Genomic DNA, 17,211 nt, shown 5'->3' with positions numbered 1-17,211 from the left:
GGCGTTGTTCGTGCCTAGGTGGTCAGGCGGCGGGCTCGCTGCGGCGGATGATGATGTCGCCGGTGACGGTGCGGGCGTGGATTTTGAGGGTTTCGGTGTTGGTCTCGGGGCCGCCGATGGTGGCGAGGTCGTTGATGAAGCGGCCGGTGAGGGTGTTGATGTCGAGGTAGGCGGCGGTGCCCTGGCGGATGCCCAGTTCGACGTCGCCGGCGTTGGTTTCCAGGACGGCGGTGCCTCGGGTGAGTTCGCCGATGCGGATGCTGCCGGCGGCGGCCTTCACCGCGACGGTGCTGTGTGCGCGTTCGACGCTGGTGTTGCCGTTGGCGACGTTGACCCGGAGGTCGCCGGTGATGTCGCCGATGGTGGTGGGGCCGTTGGAGTTCTTGACCACCGCGGTGCCGTTGACGGTGTGCAGCCAGACCTCGCCGGAGCCGCTGGTGACGTCGGTGTGGCCGTCCGCGTGCTCCACCCGGATGCGGCCGCTGGTGGTCTCCAGGCGCAGGGGGCCGGTGTGGTCGAACTGGAGGTCGCCGGAGGCGGTGGTGAAGTGGCAGTCGCCGAGCAGGCCGGAGGCGCGCAGGTCCGCGATGGCGGAGTCGCCCTTGAGTTGGGAGCCGGTGGGCAGGTCGATCACCAGGTTGATGGTTCCCTTGCCGCCCAGCAGCTTCGGCTTGGCCATCCGGACGGCCAGGGTGCCGTTGTGGAAGCTGACCTCGGTCTGGTCGGCGGCGGTGACGTCGTGCTTGTTGGACTCCTTGGCCGGGCGCACCTCGACCACGGTGTCGATGCGGTCGGTGGCGTTGATCCGGACGTTCGCCGAGACCAGGGACAGCTCGACGGTGATCGGGGCGGGGGTGGGGAAAATTGGCATGGCTGTGCCCTTCTGGGGTGGTTGGTGAGCGTTCCCGCTGGTGGGGAACGTGTGGGGTGGAGCGGCGTGGGGGTTAGCGCACCCAGCCGGTGAACTTCTGGCCGAACGCCCGGTCTCGGCGAGCCGGCGGTTCTGGCTGGAGTGCCGCGGCGGCGGCCCGGACCAGCCAGGCGTTGACCGAGAGCCGTTCGCGGCCCGCGGCCTCCTCGACCCTGGCCTTGAGCTGTTCGGGCAGGCGCAGGTTGATCCTGGTCATCGGACCGTCGTCGCCCTCGGCGGTCAGCTGTGGCGCATCGGTGGTGCCATCGTGCTGCCGCGCGGTGTCCTCGAACGCGGCGGCCCCGGGTGCCGGGGTGACCACGAATGTGGGCGAACCGGCGCGCAGCCGCAGGTCGACCGAGCCGGGAGCCAGCTCCCGGGTGATCTCGTCCGCGGCCGTCGACAGGGCTTCCAGCAAGGTCAGCCGCACTGCTGACTCCAGTGGTGCGCTGAGCCGGTCCGCCAGCGCCCGAGCTTCCTCGCCACCGGCTCCGGCGGCTACCGCGAGCTCGTTGCGGAGGTTCTCGACGTAGGGCGTCAGGTCCATGGCACAACTATGGCATCACTTTGGTGCCATGGCAAGTCGGGGGTGGCGTCAGGCGGGTCGGCTCGCTTCCTTGGCCACCTCTTCCAGGTTGGCATGGTAGGCCGCCCACCAGGACTTATCGGCTTCCGGCAGGTTGTCATTGTCCGGGCGCAGGCCGGTGGTGCCATCGATCAGTTCGCGGACGATGTCGGCGTGGCCAGCGTGCCGGTGGGTCTCGGCGATCATGTGGGTCAGCGCCTTGTGCAGGGTCACCTCGGCGCGCTCGGCCGGCCAGTGCGGCACCCGGCCGACCGCGTCCAGGGGCAGGCTGGTGATCGTCTGGTCCGAATGCGTCCACACCCTGCGGTACAGGTCGATGATGTCCGCGCGGGACTCGTCCGCGGTCGCCCACAGGTCGGAGTTGGGCTCGGCGTCATCGGACAGCCAGGGCAATTCCTGCTCGAACGGGCGGCCGAAGACCAGGCCGAAGTAGCCGATCTCGCAGCCTGCCACGTGCTTGACCAGGCCCAACAGGTTCGTGCCCGTGGGGGTGAGCGGTCGGCGGATGTCGTACTCGCCGAGGCCCTCCAGCTTCCACAGCAGGGCTTCGCGGGCGGTCTGGAGGTAATGGCGCAGGTCGGCCTTGGGGTCGGTCATGTGTACAACTCTCCGAGTTATCCCCCGTTGTGGACAACTCTGTGGACAACTCGAACACCTGTTCGATCAGCTGGGGATGCCGTGCTCCGACCAGTGCCGGATCCGTTCGGCCGCCTGGTCCGCGATCGGGTGCGGCGCCGGGCGGGTGACCAGCTCGGTGAGGGCGAACATGTCCAGCACCCGGCCCAGGTACGCCCAGTCCGCGAGGGGCGGCAGGTCGGCGGGCTGGTGCTCGGCGAAGGCGGCGAGGAAACCGGCCAGGAAGTCGGTGTTGTCGTCGAAGCGGGCCATGTTCGCCGCGTCGCCGTACGGGCAGCCCGAGTAGCTGAACTCCCAGTCCAGCAGCGCGTCCACCCGCCAGCCGCGACCGGCCCTGCTGATGAGGATGTTCTTCGGGTTGAGGTCGGAGTGCACCAGCCGGGCGTGCCCGTCGACCGCGGCCAGCGCCGGGGCGTGCGCCGTGCACAGCGCCAGCCAGGCGGACTTGGCGGCGGCGGGCAGCCGGGACGCCGGGGCGGCCGCCAGCCACTCCGCCACCACCTCCGGCAGCTGCTGGGACCAGGGGCGCTCCGGGCGGACGGTGAGCTGCTCGTCGGCGAAGAACCCCGGCCGGTCGAACGCCCGCGCGCTCACCGCCGCCGCGACCCGGCCGACCTCGGCGCCGAGCGCGCGCAGGTCCGCCGGACTGAGCGAGTCGTCGGCGAGCACGTGGCTGAGCAGCGTGCCGGTGACGTGCTCGATGACCATGACCGGTCGGACCAGCAGCACCTCCGGCACCGGCGCCAGCGGGCGGGCCGCGGCCATCACCGCCGCCTCGATCGCCGGATCGGGGCCGCCGCGGCGGGCCACCACCTGGCCGTCGGTCAGCGTGAGCAGGCTGGTCTGGTGCGAGAAGCCGCCGGCCAGGGTGCGGCTGGCCAGCACCCTGCTGCCCAGCGCGGCTTCCACGGCGGCGATCTCCTCGGCGAGCACCGGCCCAGTCTCGCCCACTCAGGACTTCGGCGTGTACCACCCGAGGGCGATCGCGAAGTAGCCGACGGCGTTGCGGATCAGCAGGAAGCCGACGATCGCGGCGATCCACTGCACGGTCTTGCGGGTGTTGGCCGACATCTTGTCCCGCAGGCGTTCCAGCCGCGCCCGTCGGCTCTCGCTGAGCAGGCGGAACACCGCGAGCAGGACCAGCTCGGGCAGCACCATGATCAGCACGTACACCGCGAGCAGCGGCAGCCAGACCGCGGCGGAGAGGCCGTTGGTGGTCATCAGGGCCACCGCGGCCAGGAACGGCAGCGCGGTGGAGAACTCCAGGATCGAGACCAGCAGACCGAGGGCGAACAGCGCGGGCAGGCGGTCGGAGATCGGCAGCCGGGGCTTGCGGTCGCGGTGGCGTTCCGGGTTCTTCTTGTCCCGCCGGTGATCCACCCAGCTCCAGGTGAACAGCGCCACCCCGAGCACGCCGGTGATCGCGTAGGTGACCGGGCTCTGCAGCAGGTTGCCGAGCTGCCCGGACAAGGCGCTCAGGCCGAGCATGAGCAGCACGCCGAGGGTGAAGTACGTGGCGGCCACCGCGGCCAGGTAGGTCAGCACCTGGATGGTGGCCGAGCGGCCGGTCTGGCGCTTGAGCAGCAGGAACAGCGTGACGCCGAGGACTGACGGGTTGATGCTGTCCACCACGGCCAGGCCGAGCACGGACAGTGTGAGCACGAGCATTCTGTTTCCCCCCAAGGCGAATCTCTAGTGCGGTGCGGCCACCTCGAAGACGCGGTCGAGGTAGCGGAGCAGCATGCGGTCAGCCTCCCCAGGGCTGATCGCGGCCGGGTCGGCGACGATGGTCGAGGTCAGGCCGTCGGTGAAGGCGACCAGCATGGTGGCCTCGAAGTCGGCGTCCAGGTGCGCGGGCGCCTCGCCCAGCTCCTGGGCCCGGCGCAGGGTGGCCGCGCACTGCTTGCGCACCATCTGCGCCGAGGCGTCGATGACCCTGCGTAGCCGAGGGCTGTGCAACGCGCGGGTGGCGAAGGCCTGGGTGACCCTGGCCTCGGTGATCCGCTCCTCATCCAGCGGCAGCATGGTGCGCAGCCCCCGGAACAGCCGGATCCGGATCGAGCCGACGTGCTCGGCCGCCACCAGCCGGGCCAGGGTCTGTTCCACGAGGTGGTCGAAGGCGAAAAGCAGCAGCTCGTCCTTGCTGCGGAAGTACCGTTGCACCAGGCCGGTGGACGCGCCTGCCGCTTCGGCCACCCTGGCGATGCTGGCCGCCTCCAGGCCGTGGTTCGCGATCACCGACAGCAGGGCGGTGGCCACCTGGCGGCGGCGGGCCTCGTGGTCGGCGGTCGGTGGCACAGCGTTAGATTATGGTCGTATTCGAACGGGGTCAACGGGCATGGCGATGGGCGGGACCAGGGCGGCGCTGGACGCGGCGCTGGTGGCGGCGGATCCGTGGCGCGCGCTGAGCGAGCTGCGCACGGCCGGGCCGCCGGATCTCCTCGAGGTGGCCGAGGCCCGGTATGCCACGGCGAGACCGGCCCAGCGGCGGCGGCTGAGCTGGCTGCTGCGCTGCCTGGGCGAACCGGCCGGACCCGCGCTGCTGCGGTTGCTGGCCGGGCATTCCGGCGACGACGCGCACGATCTGCTCGGCACCGCGGTGCAGCTGGGGTTGCGGGTGCCCGCCGAGCTGCTGTGGCGGCTGGAACGCGATCTTGGCCCGGCCGATCCGGTGCTGCACGCGATGGGGCTCTCCGGGGACGCCGGGTTCGGCGAGTACCTCGGGCGGCAGCTGGACACGCCGGGCAAACAGGGACCGGCGGCGATCGCGTTGGGGCGGCTGGGTGATCGGCGCTGGACCCTGCCGATCGCGGAGCGGCTGCACCGGGTGACCGGGCTCGTGCACACGGCGTTTGTGGTCGCGCTGGAGCTGCTGGGCGATCCGGCCGCGGTGCCGTACCTGGTGCGGCTGCTCAAGGAGGTGGACGCGCCGGGCGACGTGCAGCACGCGCTCGTCCAGTTGACCGGGCGGGATCCACTGACCCCGCTGTGGACCGGGCCGTCCCGGGTGCACCGGAAGGCGTTGTGGCGCAGCTGGTCCCAGGTCGACCCGGCCGCGCCGGCTGAGCCGGAGATCCGCGGGCTGACCGTGGAGTCGGCGCGCCGGGCGCGGTTCGAGCTGCACGAGGGCCGGGGGCGGATCCGGGTCGACTACGACCCGCCCACGCCGGGATCGTCCTGGCCGCGCTGGAACAAGTCGCTGCTGGTGGACGGGAGTCCGCTGTACCGGGTCAGCTCGGACTGCGGGACCTGCGAGACCACCATGCGGCTGCTCGGCTGGCCGGAGCGGGTGGTCGCCCCGGTGGCGGATCGGTTACGTACTGCACTGTCCACAGTGGACTCATTGGCGGACGGCGTGTTGACCGCGCTCGCGCCGCTGGTGCGGGAGCTGCCGACCGGGCACTACCGCGCCTATCTGGTCGATCTGCCGGTGGAGCGGGTGCGCGAGCCCGCGAGGTCGTGGTGGTCGCGGCGCTGGGCGTTCCGGGAGGGCGCCGAGATGATCGAGGACTGGCCGGCGGTGGAGCACTTCCAGCTGCCGCAACGCATCCCGGGGCCGGTGCCGACCTTCGGCGCGCTGCTGCCCACGCAGCCGTTGGCAGCGCTGGACCCGGACACCGTTGCCCGGTACCGGAAAGCCGTCGAGGCTGCTACGCGGCCCGCCGCGGTGGTGCTCGGCTGGGTCGAGGACGTCTACGTGGCAGCCGAGCACGAGGAGCGGTTCCTGGTCGGCGTGGCCTTGGACGGGCACCACAAGCTGGCCGCCTACGCCGAGGCAGGCGTGCCCGCGCGGGTGGTGTTGCTGGCCCGCGGCGAGGACAACCTGGGCACCTGGCGGGACGGGTTCGAGGCGGTGCTCGGTCAGTTCTCCGGCTGAGGTTCGTCCAGCGCGGCCAGCAGCCGCAGCATGGTGCGCTCCTCGGTGCTCGCCGGGTCCGGGTCCACGCACCCGGCGAGCCGTCCGAGCACCTCGCCGGGGTCCACGTCGGTGCCGATCAGCACCAGTTGGTTGAGCCGGGACTCCCCGCGTGACCAGGGCGAACGGGTCACCCGCAGGTGGCTGCCGACGGTGTGCAGGGTGAACCGCTGGTCGTGGCCGGGGAGTCCGAAGTGGACGAAGCCCTTGATCCGGTAGACGCCGGTGGGGCGGTCCTGGAGGAAGTCCATCAACCGTCCAGGGTGCAGCGGCGCGGGTTCGGTGAAGGTCACGCTGTCGTAGCCGGTGTGCAGGTGTTCGTGGTGGTCGTCGTGCTCGCGGAGCAGCTCGTCCAGGGTCAGCTGGCGGGGCTGGGACAGGTCCTCGGCGCGCGGCTCGTGGTCGAAGAGCAGGCCGGTGTCCACCCTGCCGTGCTCGGCGGCCACCACCGGCGTGCCGGGCGCCAGCTGCTCCAGCTCGTTGAGCAGCAGCAACCGCTCGGTGTCGTCGATCCGGTCGGTCTTGTTGAGCACCACCAGATCCGCCAGCCGCAGGTGCTTGTCCAGCTCGGGGTGCCGCTGCCGGGTGGACTCGAACTCCACCGCGTCCACCACCTCGACCAGCCCGCCGTAACCGAGCCGGGGGTTCTCGCTGGTGGCCACCATGCGCACCAGGGTCTGCGGTTCGGCCAGTCCGCTGGCCTCGATCACGATCACGTCGATCCGGGCCTGCGGCCGGGCCAGCCGGTCCAGCAGCTCGTCCAGCTCGGAGGTGTCGGCCACGCAGCACAGGCAGCCGTTGGACAGCGACACCATCGAGTCAGCCTGCCCCGCCACCAGCATCGCGTCGATGTTGACCTGCCCGAAGTCGTTGACCACCACCCCGATCCGGGCACCCCTGCTGTTGTGCAGCAGGTGGTTGAGCAGGGTTGTCTTGCCGGAGCCGAGGAATCCGGCGACCACGATGACCGGGATCAGCTGCTTGCGCACAACGCTTCCTTGTCGGCGGGGACCGGGGTGAACGTGCCGAGTGTGGCACGGTCGCCGGCGAGCGCCGCGGCGGCGAGCAGCACCGCGCCCGCGGTCCAGGTCGTGCGCTCGTCCGGCCACAACACACGGTTGGCGAACTGGTAGCCGGTCCAGTATCCGCCGTCCGGGCAGCGCAGCCGGGCCAGGTCCCGCAACAGCGCGCCTGCCAGCGCGGACTCGCCCTGCACCGCGAGAGTCAGGGCCAGCTCCGCGGTCTCCCCGCCGGTCGTCCACGGCTGGTCGTGCACGCAGCGGACGCCGAGGCCGGGCACCACGAACCGGTGCCAGTCGGTGATCAGCCAGGCCCGGGCCGCCGCGCCGGTGACCGCGCCGCCGAGCACCGGGTAGTACCAGTCCATCGAGTGCGGTTTGGGCAGGAAGAGCGTGGCGTCCAGCAGCGCGGCGCGCAGCCGGTCCGCGGCGGCGGAGAGGTCCGCGGTGGGTTCGCCGAGCCGCTGGCCGAGCAGCGCCGCCGAGCGCAGCGCGTGGTGGATGCTCGCGCACCCGGCGCGTAGCGCGAGCTCGCAGGCGCTGCCGTCCGGCCTGCGGTGCCAGCCGATCGCGCCGTCCGGGCGTTGCAGGTCCAGCACGAACGCCATCGCCGCCCGCACCACCGGCCACAACTCCCTGGCCAGCGCGAGGTTTCCGGTGTGCCGCAGGTGGTGGCGCAGGCCCACAGCCAGGTATGCGGTGAAGTTGCTGTCGCCGTGCGGATCGGTGACCAGGCCGTCCTGGTAGGCGGTGGCGAAGGAGCCGTCCGGGCGCTGGCGTTCGGCCAGCCAGCGCAACGCGGCTGCCGCTTCAGCGTGGTGGCCTGCCGCGTCCAGGCCCATCGCGGCTTCCACGTGGTTCCACGGGTCGAGCTTGCCGCCGTCGTCCCAGGGGATCGCGCCGTCCGCGCGCTGGACGGCCAGGATCCAGCGCGCGGTGGCGCTGACCTCCGCCGGGGTCATGCCGGTTTGACCGCGTAGAGCACCAGGCTCTTGCCGAGCACCGGGTTCAGCAGGCGTTCCGCGGTGCGCGAGGCCCAGTTGCCGTGTTCGATGTCCCAGCACAGGAACTCGTGGTAGCGGCGGACCAGCCGGGTCTCGTTGCTCGGCCCGACCGCGCACTTGAGCCACCAGTACGGCGTGTGCAGCGCGTGCGCGTGGTGGCCGCCCAGCGGGATCAAACCGTGCCGCCGCAACAGTTTCCGCAGCGCCCGCCGCCGGTAGACGCGCACGTGCCCGCCCTCGACCTCGTGGTACTCCCTGGACAGCGCCCAGCAGATCCGCTCCGGCAGCCAGCGCGGCACGGTCACCGCGAGCAGCCCACCGGGTGCGAGCACCCTGGTCAGCTCGGCCAGCACCGCGTCGTCCTCGGGCAGGTGCTCCAGCACCTCGGCGGCCATCACCCTGGTGAAGGCGTGGTCGGGGAAGGGCAGCGCCGCCCCGTCGCCCTGGATCGCGTGCGCGGTGGCGCCCGGCGGCGGCTCGCCGACGTGGGCCATCGCGCCGAACATGTCCCTGACCTCCTTGAGCACCGCGCCGTCCAGGTCCAGCGCCAGCACCCGTCCGCCGCGCCGGTAGGCCGCGTAGGCGTGCCGTCCCTGCCCGCAGCCGAAGTCGAGCACCCGGTCCCCGGACGTGATCGGGAACCGGTCGAAGTCAATGGTCAGCAAGTTCGCTCCGGTGGCAGGAATCAGCGAGAACGCGGTGGTACTGCTCGACGGTGGCCAGTGCGGTGCGCCGCCAGGACAACTCGGCGGCCCGGCGCAGACCGCCCTTGCCCAGTCGCTCCCGCAGCGCGGTGTCGGTGAGCACCCTGGTCAACGCGGCGGCCAGCGCCACCGGATCCGCCGGCGGCACCAGCACCGCGGCCTGTTCGTCCCGGCCGACGACCTCCGGCAGCGCGCCGGCCCAGGTGGTCACCAGCGCCGTGCCGCAGGCCATCGCCTCGGCCGCGGGCAGCGAGAAGCCCTCGAACAGCGAGGGCACGCAGACCACCTCCGCCGACCGCAGCAGTCCGGCGAGGTCCACAGTGGACAGATCAGGGGCGAACCGCACCGCGCCGGCCAGCTCCGGCCGGGCCAGCAGTTCCGCGGCCGGGCTGTCCGGCTTGGGCCGCCCGATGACCACCAGCTCGGCAGGCACCTCCGCGCGCACCAGCGCCAGCGCCGCGAGCAGCGTGCGCAACCCCTTGATCGGCACGTCCGCACTGGCCGTGGTCACGATCCGGCCCGGCGCCTTCGCGGTGGACCCGGCGGTGAACACCGAGTGGTCCACGCCGAGCGGCACCACCGAGACCCGGTCCGCGGGCACCCGCATCCGGCGCACGATCGCGGCCCTGGAAGCCGCGGACACGGTCAGCACCGTGTCGGCCCACCGCGCCACCCGGCCCTGCATGTCGGCGAAGCGGTGCCAGCGCAGCGCGCCGCGGCGGTGCGCGCCGGTGGTCGTGGCCAGCTTGAAGTCGCGGTCGATGGCCACCGGGTGGTGCACGGTCGCCACCAGCGGCAGGCCGAGCCAGCGCAGGCCGAGCAGCCCGTAGCCCAGGCCCTGGTTGTCGTGCACCAGGTCGAACTCCGCCCGGCGGGCCCACAGCTCCGGCAGCACCCGCAGCGAGAAGGACAGCGGCTCCGGGTAGTTGCCGCGGAACCGGAAGTCCAGGTACTCCACCCAGTCCGCCGCACTGCGCACCTGCCGCAGCGGCGGCGGCCGGAACGGGAACGGCTCGCCGAATATGTCCAAAGTGGACAGTCGGGTGAGCGGGATGCCCGGATCCAGCTCGGGATGGGGCGGTCCGGCGAAGACCTCGACCGAGTGGCCGAGCGCGCGCAGTTCCCGGCTGAGGTGCCGCACGTACACGCCCTGGCCACCGGAGTGCGGGGCGCCGCGATAGGTCAGCAGCGCGATCCGCAGCGGTCGCGTCATGCCGCCACCGCGCTACCTGCCGGCTGGCTCCTCATACCCGGCCAGCTTCGCGTCGAGCTTGCGCAGGTCGCCGTGCCAGGGGCCGAGCACCCGCTCCATGGCGGGCCGGAGCTCGCGCAGCAGCGCGATCGCCTGCGCCCGCTGGGTTTCCGGCAGGAACACCGCCTGGTGGTAACGCGCGGTGAGCGTTTCCGGGTGGTCCGACCCGACCGAGGCGATGAGGTCGTCGACCAGAACCGCGAAGGAAAAACGGACGGGGGGGGGTATGCCAGGTACGACTCCCAGAAAGCGATGTTGTGCCGGGTACGGAGAGTGTCCAGGTGGGCCGGGCCGAGCACCCGTTCGCGCAGCGGCAGCAGTTCGTGGAACAGCGCCAGACCGCGTTCCTCCTGCTTGCACTTCGTCGCGCTGAGCGCCACGTGCTGGCGGGCCATCAACGTCTGCGGGTGCTCCGGTCCGAGCAGCCGGGCGCAGTCGGCGACGAGCGCGTCGAGGAGGTCTCGCGCCAGCGGCCAGTTCCCGCTCTCGCCGAGCCAGAACGCCCGGTTCTCCCGCAGGTTCAGCACCTCGAGATGGTCCTCGCCGAGCAGCGGGATGGCCCGTTCGAGCAGCTGCGCAAAGGTGTTTAGCGCGGTTGCCGGGTCACCGGCCTTGGCGGTCCAGGTCCCGATCCTGGCCTGCGCGCGCAGGGTGAGCGGGTGCTCCGGGCCGAACTGCTCGTCGACGAGCCGGGCCAGCGCGATCCAGCGTTCCCGCTGCTCCACCGGGATCTGCGCCTCGCGCTCGTCCAGGCTGTCCAGCGCCGCGGCGAACCGGCCGGCCCGCCAGCGGTGCCGGGCTTCAGCTGCCGCCGCGTAGTCCGCGACCGGGCCGGAGCCGCCCGGCGGGGCCAGTTCGGTGATGGCGTCGGCGAGGCGGGCGTGCCACTCGGCGGGGTCCACGCCCAGCACCGTGCCGTCGGCCAGGTGCTCGGTCAGCTCCGGTTCGGCCAGGCCGACCCGCTCGGCCGCGGTGCCGGGCTGGCCGCGCACGATCAGTGAACCGAGCCTGGGCAGCACCGCGTGCGCCTGCGTCTCGGTGAGCCCACATGCCTTGGCCAGCAACGGGAACGGCAGCACCGGCCCGGCTCCCGCGGCGGCCAGCGCGGCGAGCACGCTCCTGGTGTGCGCGCGCAGCGGGTCCGACTCGTCGTGCAGCCTGGCTCGCCGCAGCCGCTCCCGGTAGGCATCGGCCAGTCCGCGCGGCACCTGGCCACCGTCGGCGGATCCGCGCCGCTGCACAAAACCCTCGGCGAACAGGTGCGCGGCCGCCCAGCTCCCGTCCGCCTGCTCGACCACCTGCTGGACCTGGTGCTCCTCCAGCTCGCGCAGCCGGGCGAACTCGGTCAGCTCGGCCATGGTCGCCCTCGGCACCGCGACCACCTCGGCCCCGGCCAGCCCGTCCGGCACGGTTCGGGTGGCGACCAGCAGCCGCACCGGCACCGCCGGATCGGTGGCCAGCGCGATCAGCCCCGCCCACAACCGGTCCCGCTGGTCGGACAGCGCATCCACGCCGTCGACCACGATCCGCACCTCGGCCGGGTCCGGGAGCAACCGCAACGGGCCGAGCAGGTTCAGCTCGAACGGGTCGGCTCCCGGCGACACCAGGTCCCCGCGCCCGCAGTAGGCCGCGAACGCCTCGGCGAACCCCTCGACCTGCGCGGTCAGCTGCCTGCGCAGCTCCGCGGCCACCTGGGACAACAGCTCGCCGCCGCGCAGCAGGATCGCCGCGTGCACCGGCGTGCCTCCCTCCAGCAGGCCGGCCACCACCACCGACTTGCCGCTGCCCCTCGGCCCCTGCAGCACCACGCACCGGGCCGGTCCGGCCAGCGCGCGCCCGGCCTCGGCGAACACCGGCCGGTGCACCCGGTTGGCCAGCAGTCTTTCCACCTCGCCGAGCAGCGCGGTGCCGGCCAGCGGCGAGCGCAGCCAGCGGCTACCGGGGTTGTGCAGCAGCCACAGCGCTGGATCGCCGTCGCTGAGCTGGCTGGTGCCGTCGAAGGAGAACTGTTGCGGCACTTGCAGACGGCAGGTGTCCCTGGCCAGCTCGCGCACATCCGCCACCCGCAGCCGCTCGCCGTAGCCGGCGTGCCCGATCGCGGCCTGGGTGACCACGGCGCGGGCTAGGCAGGCGCCGAAGGCCGGATCGTCGTCGGAGGCGGTCAGCACCTCCACCCGGCGGCGCGCCCGGCTGATCTGGTCCAGGAAGTGCCGGCCCGCGGCCTGGATCGCCCGGCCGGAGTGACAGGCGTCCACCACCAGGACCAGCCCGTCCAGGCCGGAGTAGCGGCGCAGCAGCTCCTTGAACCGCTGACCGAGCAGCAGCGAGTCCCGCGAGTCGGGCAGGTCGGTGCTGTCGGTGGCCATCAGGTAGTAGTCGTCCTCGGTCAGCACGCCGTGGCCGACGAAGAACACCAGTAGCACCGCGCGGTCCCGGTGCGCGCGCTCGAAGGCCAGCCGCAGCGCCTCGTCCAGCTCCGCCGCGGTCGGGTCCAGCAGCAGCGGGCGGCCGGGCAGCGCCGGGGTCCAGTCGCCGATCACCGGATCGGTGAGCACCCTGGCGACCGCGTCGGCGTGCTTGCCCAGCACGGGCACCAGCCGCCCCGAGGCATGCCACTCCGAGCTGATCACCAGCGCCAGTCGCTCCACCCGAGAAAGATCTCCCACCGCCCCGGCCGCGGGCAAGCCGCCGGGCTACGGTGCACCCACGGGTGTCGAAAGATCGGGGGAACCGGTGGCCGAGGTCGTCCTGGTGCACGGGATCGGGCAGGAACGGCATGATCCGGCCGACCTGGGCGCGAGCATGACCGCCGATCTCGCGGTCGGCCTGCGCGCGGCCGGGTTCACCGCCGAAGCCGACGCGCTGCCCGGCCGGACCACCCTGGCCTACTTCGCGGACCTGTTCGGCCGCCCTGACCAGCAGGGCGTGGCCATGCCCGCCCAGGAGGACCTGGTCGCCGGACTGCTCGCGGACATCCTGCGCAACGCCGCCACCCGCGGCCCACAGGAGGCAGACCGCCAGGAAGCCGCCCGCGCCCTCGCGGTGGCCACCGGCGAGCACCCCGACGCCCAGGGCCCGCGCGCCGCGCTGCGCCCGCTGCTGCGCGCCGCCACCCGGATGAGCACCTTCGGCAGGCTCGGGTTCGCGCTGGCCGAGCAGTACTTCTGGCAGGCCCTCGGCCAGGTCGCCCAGTACTTCACCGAACCGGACACCAGGAACCAGATCGTCGAACGCCTGACCGCCCAGCTCGGACCGGAGACCAAGGTCGTGGTCGCGCACTCCCTGGGCACCGTGGTCGCCTACGAGGCCCTGCACCGCCTGGCGCATCCCCTTCCGCTGCTGGTCACCCTGGGTTCCCCGCTCGGGCTGCGCACGGTGATCTACGAGCGCTTGGCACCCCAGCCACCGCACGTCCCGCCGCTGCTGCGCCGCTGGGTGAACATCCTGGACCGGGACGACCTGATCGCCGCCGAAGCCGAGCTGGGCCGGCTGTTCCCCGGAGCGGCGGAGGTGGTCGAGCCGCATCGGCTGGTGGACAACGGGCGCGAGCCGCATGCCGCGCGGGCCTACCTCGGGCAGGCGGAGACGGGTCGCCCGGTCGGGGAGATCCTGCGCGGGGCGTGACCGTTCGCCCACCGCAGGTCACCGGGTCTGTGTAGGGTCGGGTGGCGTGGCGGAACAGCAGGGGGACAGGGGCGCGCCGGGCTTCGCGCCGCCGAGGGAGCTGCCCGCGAGTGCGGCCTGGTTCGTCAACCGGGACCGGCACCGGCAGACCATGAGCACGCTGCACGAGCAGGCCTTCGCCGCCGGGCTGCCGACCTTCCTGGCGGTGTGCGGGCCGGATGGCGCCGGCCGGTTCAGCGCGATCGTGAAGTGGTACCGGGACACCCCTGACCGGTTCCCGGACGGGCAGATCCACGTCCGGCTCGGCGGGCCGGAACGGGACGAAGCGGCGGCGGTCGGCGAGAAGCTGGGCGAGGTGCTGACCGCGCTCGGCCTGCCCCGGCGGGACCAGCCGGCCGCCGCGGAGGAGCGGCGCAAGGCCCTGCTGAACCTGACCGCGGGCCGGAAGTTGTTGCTGGTGCTGGAGAACGTCACCTCGGCCGGACAGGTCGAGTGGTTCCGGCTGGCCACCCCGGGGGCCGCGGTCGCGGTGACCACCACCCGGCTGCTCGCGCCGGGGCTGATCGGGCACGGCTACCGGTTGGTCGAGATCGACGGCCTGGAGATGCCGCACCGGCTGGACCTGTTCCGCCAGATCCTCGGGCCCGGCACGGCCGCGCTCGCCCCGGAGCAGCTGACCGCGGTGGCGCGCTCGGTCGGCGGACTGCCGTTGCCGCTGCGGGTGATCGCCGCCCAGCTGGCCGCGTCCAGCCGGGCGCCGAAGCTGCTGGACCGGATCGCGAAGCAGGGGCTCGCCGCGGTGAGCAGCGCGGGCCGGGACGAGGTGCGCGAGTCCTTCGACCTCACCTACGCGGGCCTGGGAGACCTCCAGGTGGCCTACCGGCGACTTGGCCTGCATCCGGGCCTTGAGCTGGATCTCGCGGCGGCCACCGCGCTGCTCGGTGCGGACGCCGAGGAGCTGCTGGCCGAGCTGGCCGACCTGGCGTTGCTGACCGAGCAGGACGGGCGGTACCGGCTGGACGAGCTGGTCTGGCGGGATGCGGCCGCCCGGGCGCTGGCCGAGGAGGGCTTCCGCGAGCTGGAGCAGGTGCTCGGGCGGATCATCGAGCACTACCTGCACGGCGCGGTGACCAGGGACAAGGTGCTTTCCGACCGGCCCAGGTCCGGGCCGCTGTTCGCCGAGCTGGCTCCCGCGCGAGTCAGCAGGGCCGAGGCGCTGGCCTGGCTGTCCGGGCATCGGGACGCCTTGCGCGGCACGGTGCGGCTGGCCGAGCAGCACGGGTTCGACGCGGCGGCCTGGCAGCTGTGCGAAGCGCTGTGGGGCCTCTACCACCTGCACGGGCACTACGACGACTGGATCGAGACGCACCAGCTCGGGCTGGCCGCGGCCCGGCGGCTGGGCGTGGACGCGGCGATCATGCGGATGGCCGGGCAGCTCGGGTCGGCGCACTTCGCGGTGGGCGAGCTCGCGGCGGCGGATGAGTGCTTCGCCCAGCAGCACGAGGCCGCGGCGCGTTGTGCGGACGGGTCGGGGCAGCAGAGCGCGCTGGAGTGGCGGGGCAAGATCGCGGCGAAGCGCGGGGACGCCGAGGACGCGGCGGAGTGGTTCGAGAAGTCTTGGCTGGCAACGGAAACCCTGGTGCCGGAACCCGCCCGGCCGCGCACCTTCGCCATCCTGCGGTTGCAGCGGGCCAGGTTGCTGCGTTCGATCGGACGGCCGGCGGAGGCGGTGGAGCTGCTGCTGGCGGCGGCGGAGCACTTCGCGGGGACGGCGGAGACCGACAACCAGGCCAAGGTGGCCCTGGAGCTGGGGCTGGCCCGGCGGGCACTCGGCGAACCGGCCACGGCGGAGTTGCGGCGGGCCGCGGAGCTGTTCCGGGCGGACGGTTCGCTGCGCAGCCTGCTCGTGGTGCTGCGCGAGCTGGCGCCGGACAGCCAGGAGATCGTGCGGCTGGAGATCAGCCTGGGGCTGCGGCCGGCGGGGTGAGCCGGAACCGGTGCTCGATCGCGCCGGTGACCACGCGCAGCTCGCGGGGTGGGTCGGGCAGCAGCAGGACGGCCGAGGCGGCCAGCGCCGGATCACTGTCCATTGTGGACTCGACTCGGTAGCGGCGGCCGTCGCGCAGGCGCAGCTGGTCGCCGAGCAGGAAGATCCGGCAGCTGGGCAGGGCCGCGAAGGACAGCTCGTTTTCTTGACAGAGCAGAACTTCCGCGGTCTGCCGCAGGGTGCGGTCCGGGTGGTGCAGGTGCGCGACCAGGTGCGGGTCGGCGAGCTCGGGAGCGTCCAGCGGACGGCCGCGCAGCACGTCGGCGGCGTGCCGGGTCAGGTGCACCGCGTCGCCGTCGAGGCGGCCGGTGATCCGCACGGCGGCGGCGCGCGCGGGCCGCGGCAGGCGGTCCGGGGCGAGCAGCGGGACCAGGGCCGGCGTAGTGGGTTCGGGCAGGCCGAGCAGGTGGTAGGCCAGGGCGCGGTGGCGGGCGGCGGCCTGGTCGGGATGGCTGGACACCAGGTCGGCGACCGCGCGGTGCTGCCCGGGGAGGAACTCCTCGAGCACCCGGTCCAGCTGCGGGCGCAGCGGGCGGGTGGGATCGAGCCGGGGTGCGGTGCGGCCCAACAGGTCCACGCTGGTGCCGGGCACCACCTCCGGTTCCGGGAAGGCGGCCAGCAGCACCGGGCGGTCCAGGGCCGCGCCGTAGGCGGTGACCGCGCCGTGGTCGCCGACCACCGCGTCCGCCGCGATCAGCGCCGGGCCCCAGCCCTCCAGCGGCGGGATCAGCAGCAGGCCCGCGCGCACGCAGTCGGCCAGCCAGCGGCGCAGCTCGAACGGGCCGGAACCGTGCCACACATGGGGATGCACGATCCCGGCCACCCGGTACTCGTCCACCGGCAGCTCCGCCATCAGCTGGGCGTAGAGCCGCGGCCAAGTGCCGAAGACCGAGCCCTGGTTCCAGGTGGAGGAGATGACGATCAGGCGCTGGCCGGGCCGGAGGCCGAGCTGGTCGCGGTAGCGCCGGCGGAGCAGGGTGCTGGCCCGCAGGCGGTCCAGGCAGGGGTCGCCTGCGACGGTGGCCACGCCGAGGGCCTGCGGCACGTCCCGGGCCAGGCGGTCGAGCTGTTCGGAATGGGAGAGGACCAGCGAACTGGCGATGACCTCGCCGTCGCGCAGCACGTACTCCGGCGAAAGGCCGTAGGCCGATTTCCGATTTCCGATTTCCGATTTCCGATTTCCGGGCGAATTCTTAGTATATCCGACGCCATGCGAAACGATCATCACCGGCGCGCTGAGCTCGTGCAGGTCACCCCGGTGGTTCGCGGTGATCGCCAGGTCGAACTTGGCGGCCAGCGCCGCCTGCCAGGACAGCGGCTGAATGCCCAGCGCGGCAAAGCACTCCGCCACCCCATCCGGCGCGGTGGAATCCTCGGGGCAGGTGAAATGCAGCGCCACCCGCAGATCGGCGTCGAACAACGGCACCAGGTCGAGCAGCCGGTTGGCCGAGGCCACGGTGTGCACGACGAACAGCACGCTGCGGCTGTCCTGGCGCGTCGACATGTCCAGACC

The 17,211-nt window shown here is 72.8% G+C and carries 15 protein-coding genes; 3 read left to right on the top strand and 12 right to left on the bottom strand.

Annotated features, from left to right (window positions below):
* Positions 1-22 precede the first annotated feature (22 nt).
* The 6 genes from M8C13_RS27060 to M8C13_RS27035 form a co-directional block, all read right to left on the bottom strand.
* Positions 23-871: a DUF4097 family beta strand repeat-containing protein gene (locus tag M8C13_RS27060; RefSeq protein WP_252483514.1), complete on the bottom strand. Its 849-nt coding sequence runs from the start codon at positions 869-871 to the stop codon at positions 23-25.
* 73 nt (positions 872-944) lie between these two features.
* Complete coding sequence (locus M8C13_RS27055) at positions 945-1,457, bottom strand: toxin-antitoxin system HicB family antitoxin (RefSeq protein ID WP_252483513.1); 513 nt, start codon at positions 1,455-1,457, stop codon at positions 945-947.
* 48 nt (positions 1,458-1,505) lie between these two features.
* The gene (locus M8C13_RS27050) at positions 1,506-2,093 is read right to left on the bottom strand and encodes a DinB family protein (RefSeq protein ID WP_252483512.1); all 588 of its coding nucleotides are present in this window, start codon (positions 2,091-2,093) and stop codon (positions 1,506-1,508) included.
* Positions 2,094-2,159: 66 nt separating this feature from the next.
* Positions 2,160-3,083 (bottom strand): phosphotransferase, encoded by a 924-nt coding sequence (locus M8C13_RS27045; protein ID WP_252483511.1) that lies wholly within the window; start codon positions 3,081-3,083, stop codon positions 2,160-2,162.
* Positions 3,084-3,800, bottom strand: coding sequence for a GAP family protein (locus M8C13_RS27040; RefSeq protein WP_252483510.1), 717 nt, complete (start codon positions 3,798-3,800; stop codon positions 3,084-3,086). It abuts the gene before it with no gap.
* A 24-nt stretch (positions 3,801-3,824) separates the two neighbouring features.
* Entirely contained in the window at positions 3,825-4,430 is a 606-nt protein-coding gene (locus tag M8C13_RS27035) for a TetR/AcrR family transcriptional regulator (RefSeq protein ID WP_252483509.1), read from the bottom strand.
* 40 nt (positions 4,431-4,470) lie between these two features.
* Here M8C13_RS27035 and M8C13_RS27030 point away from each other — a divergent pair, with 40 nt between their 5' ends.
* Positions 4,471-6,009 carry a HEAT repeat domain-containing protein gene (locus tag M8C13_RS27030; RefSeq protein ID WP_252483508.1) on the top strand — a complete coding sequence of 513 codons (1,539 nt, stop codon included), beginning with the start codon at positions 4,471-4,473 and terminating at the stop codon, positions 6,007-6,009.
* On the opposite strand, the gene M8C13_RS27025 is transcribed toward M8C13_RS27030, so the two are convergent.
* From M8C13_RS27025 to M8C13_RS27005, 5 genes are read right to left on the bottom strand one after another with little or no spacing between them, the layout of a single operon-like run.
* Positions 5,994-7,037, bottom strand: coding sequence for a GTP-binding protein (locus M8C13_RS27025; protein ID WP_252483507.1), 1,044 nt, complete (start codon positions 7,035-7,037; stop codon positions 5,994-5,996). The genes M8C13_RS27030 and M8C13_RS27025 overlap by 16 nt on opposite strands.
* The gene (locus M8C13_RS27020) at positions 7,022-8,029 is read right to left on the bottom strand and encodes a prenyltransferase/squalene oxidase repeat-containing protein (RefSeq protein ID WP_252483506.1); all 1,008 of its coding nucleotides are present in this window, start codon (positions 8,027-8,029) and stop codon (positions 7,022-7,024) included. Before M8C13_RS27020 ends, M8C13_RS27025 begins: the two co-directional genes overlap by 16 nt.
* A complete protein-coding gene (locus tag M8C13_RS27015; protein WP_252483505.1) occupies positions 8,026-8,736 on the bottom strand; it encodes a class I SAM-dependent methyltransferase in 711 nt (236 codons plus the stop codon). Before M8C13_RS27015 ends, M8C13_RS27020 begins: the two co-directional genes overlap by 4 nt.
* Positions 8,723-9,988, bottom strand: coding sequence for a glycosyltransferase (locus tag M8C13_RS27010; RefSeq protein WP_252483504.1), 1,266 nt, complete (start codon positions 9,986-9,988; stop codon positions 8,723-8,725). Before M8C13_RS27010 ends, M8C13_RS27015 begins: the two co-directional genes overlap by 14 nt.
* On the bottom strand, positions 9,985-12,675 hold the full coding sequence (locus M8C13_RS27005) for a tetratricopeptide repeat protein (RefSeq protein ID WP_252483503.1): 2,691 nt from the start codon (positions 12,673-12,675) through the stop codon (positions 9,985-9,987). The genes M8C13_RS27010 and M8C13_RS27005 overlap by 4 nt, the downstream gene beginning before the upstream one ends.
* Positions 12,676-12,760: 85 nt before the next feature.
* Between M8C13_RS27005 and M8C13_RS27000 the strand changes: the two genes are divergently transcribed.
* Positions 12,761-13,651 carry a hypothetical protein gene (locus M8C13_RS27000; protein ID WP_252483502.1) on the top strand — a complete coding sequence of 297 codons (891 nt, stop codon included), beginning with the start codon at positions 12,761-12,763 and terminating at the stop codon, positions 13,649-13,651.
* Between the two features lie 46 nt (positions 13,652-13,697).
* Positions 13,698-15,638 (top strand): hypothetical protein, encoded by a 1,941-nt coding sequence (locus M8C13_RS26995; RefSeq protein ID WP_252483501.1) that lies wholly within the window; start codon positions 13,698-13,700, stop codon positions 15,636-15,638.
* Here M8C13_RS26995 and M8C13_RS26990 read toward each other — a convergent pair.
* A complete protein-coding gene (locus M8C13_RS26990; protein WP_252483500.1) occupies positions 15,610-17,202 on the bottom strand; it encodes a hypothetical protein in 1,593 nt (530 codons plus the stop codon). The two genes, M8C13_RS26995 and M8C13_RS26990, sit on opposite strands and share 29 nt — an antisense overlap.
* Between the last annotated feature and the right edge of the window lie 9 nt (positions 17,203-17,211).

It is taken from the genome of Crossiella sp. SN42 (genome assembly GCF_023897065.1).
Classification (GTDB): domain Bacteria; phylum Actinomycetota; class Actinomycetes; order Mycobacteriales; family Pseudonocardiaceae; genus Crossiella.
Note: the sequence above shows the minus strand (reverse complement) of the source record. Positions and strands in the feature narration are given on the sequence as shown.

Coding starts and splice junctions, on each gene's coding strand:
- M8C13_RS27060 (WP_252483514.1), bottom strand. CDS start 871: ATGCCAATTTTCCCCACCCCCGCCCCGATCACCGTCGAGCTGTCCCTG.
- M8C13_RS27055 (WP_252483513.1), bottom strand. CDS start 1,457: ATGGACCTGACGCCCTACGTCGAGAACCTCCGCAACGAGCTCGCGGTA.
- M8C13_RS27050 (WP_252483512.1), bottom strand. CDS start 2,093: ATGACCGACCCCAAGGCCGACCTGCGCCATTACCTCCAGACCGCCCGC.
- M8C13_RS27040 (WP_252483510.1), bottom strand. CDS start 3,800: ATGCTCGTGCTCACACTGTCCGTGCTCGGCCTGGCCGTGGTGGACAGC.
- M8C13_RS27030 (WP_252483508.1), top strand. CDS start 4,471: ATGGCGATGGGCGGGACCAGGGCGGCGCTGGACGCGGCGCTGGTGGCG.
- M8C13_RS27020 (WP_252483506.1), bottom strand. CDS start 8,029: ATGACCCCGGCGGAGGTCAGCGCCACCGCGCGCTGGATCCTGGCCGTC.
- M8C13_RS27010 (WP_252483504.1), bottom strand. CDS start 9,988: ATGACGCGACCGCTGCGGATCGCGCTGCTGACCTATCGCGGCGCCCCG.
- M8C13_RS26990 (WP_252483500.1), bottom strand. CDS start 17,202: ATGTCGACGCGCCAGGACAGCCGCAGCGTGCTGTTCGTCGTGCACACC.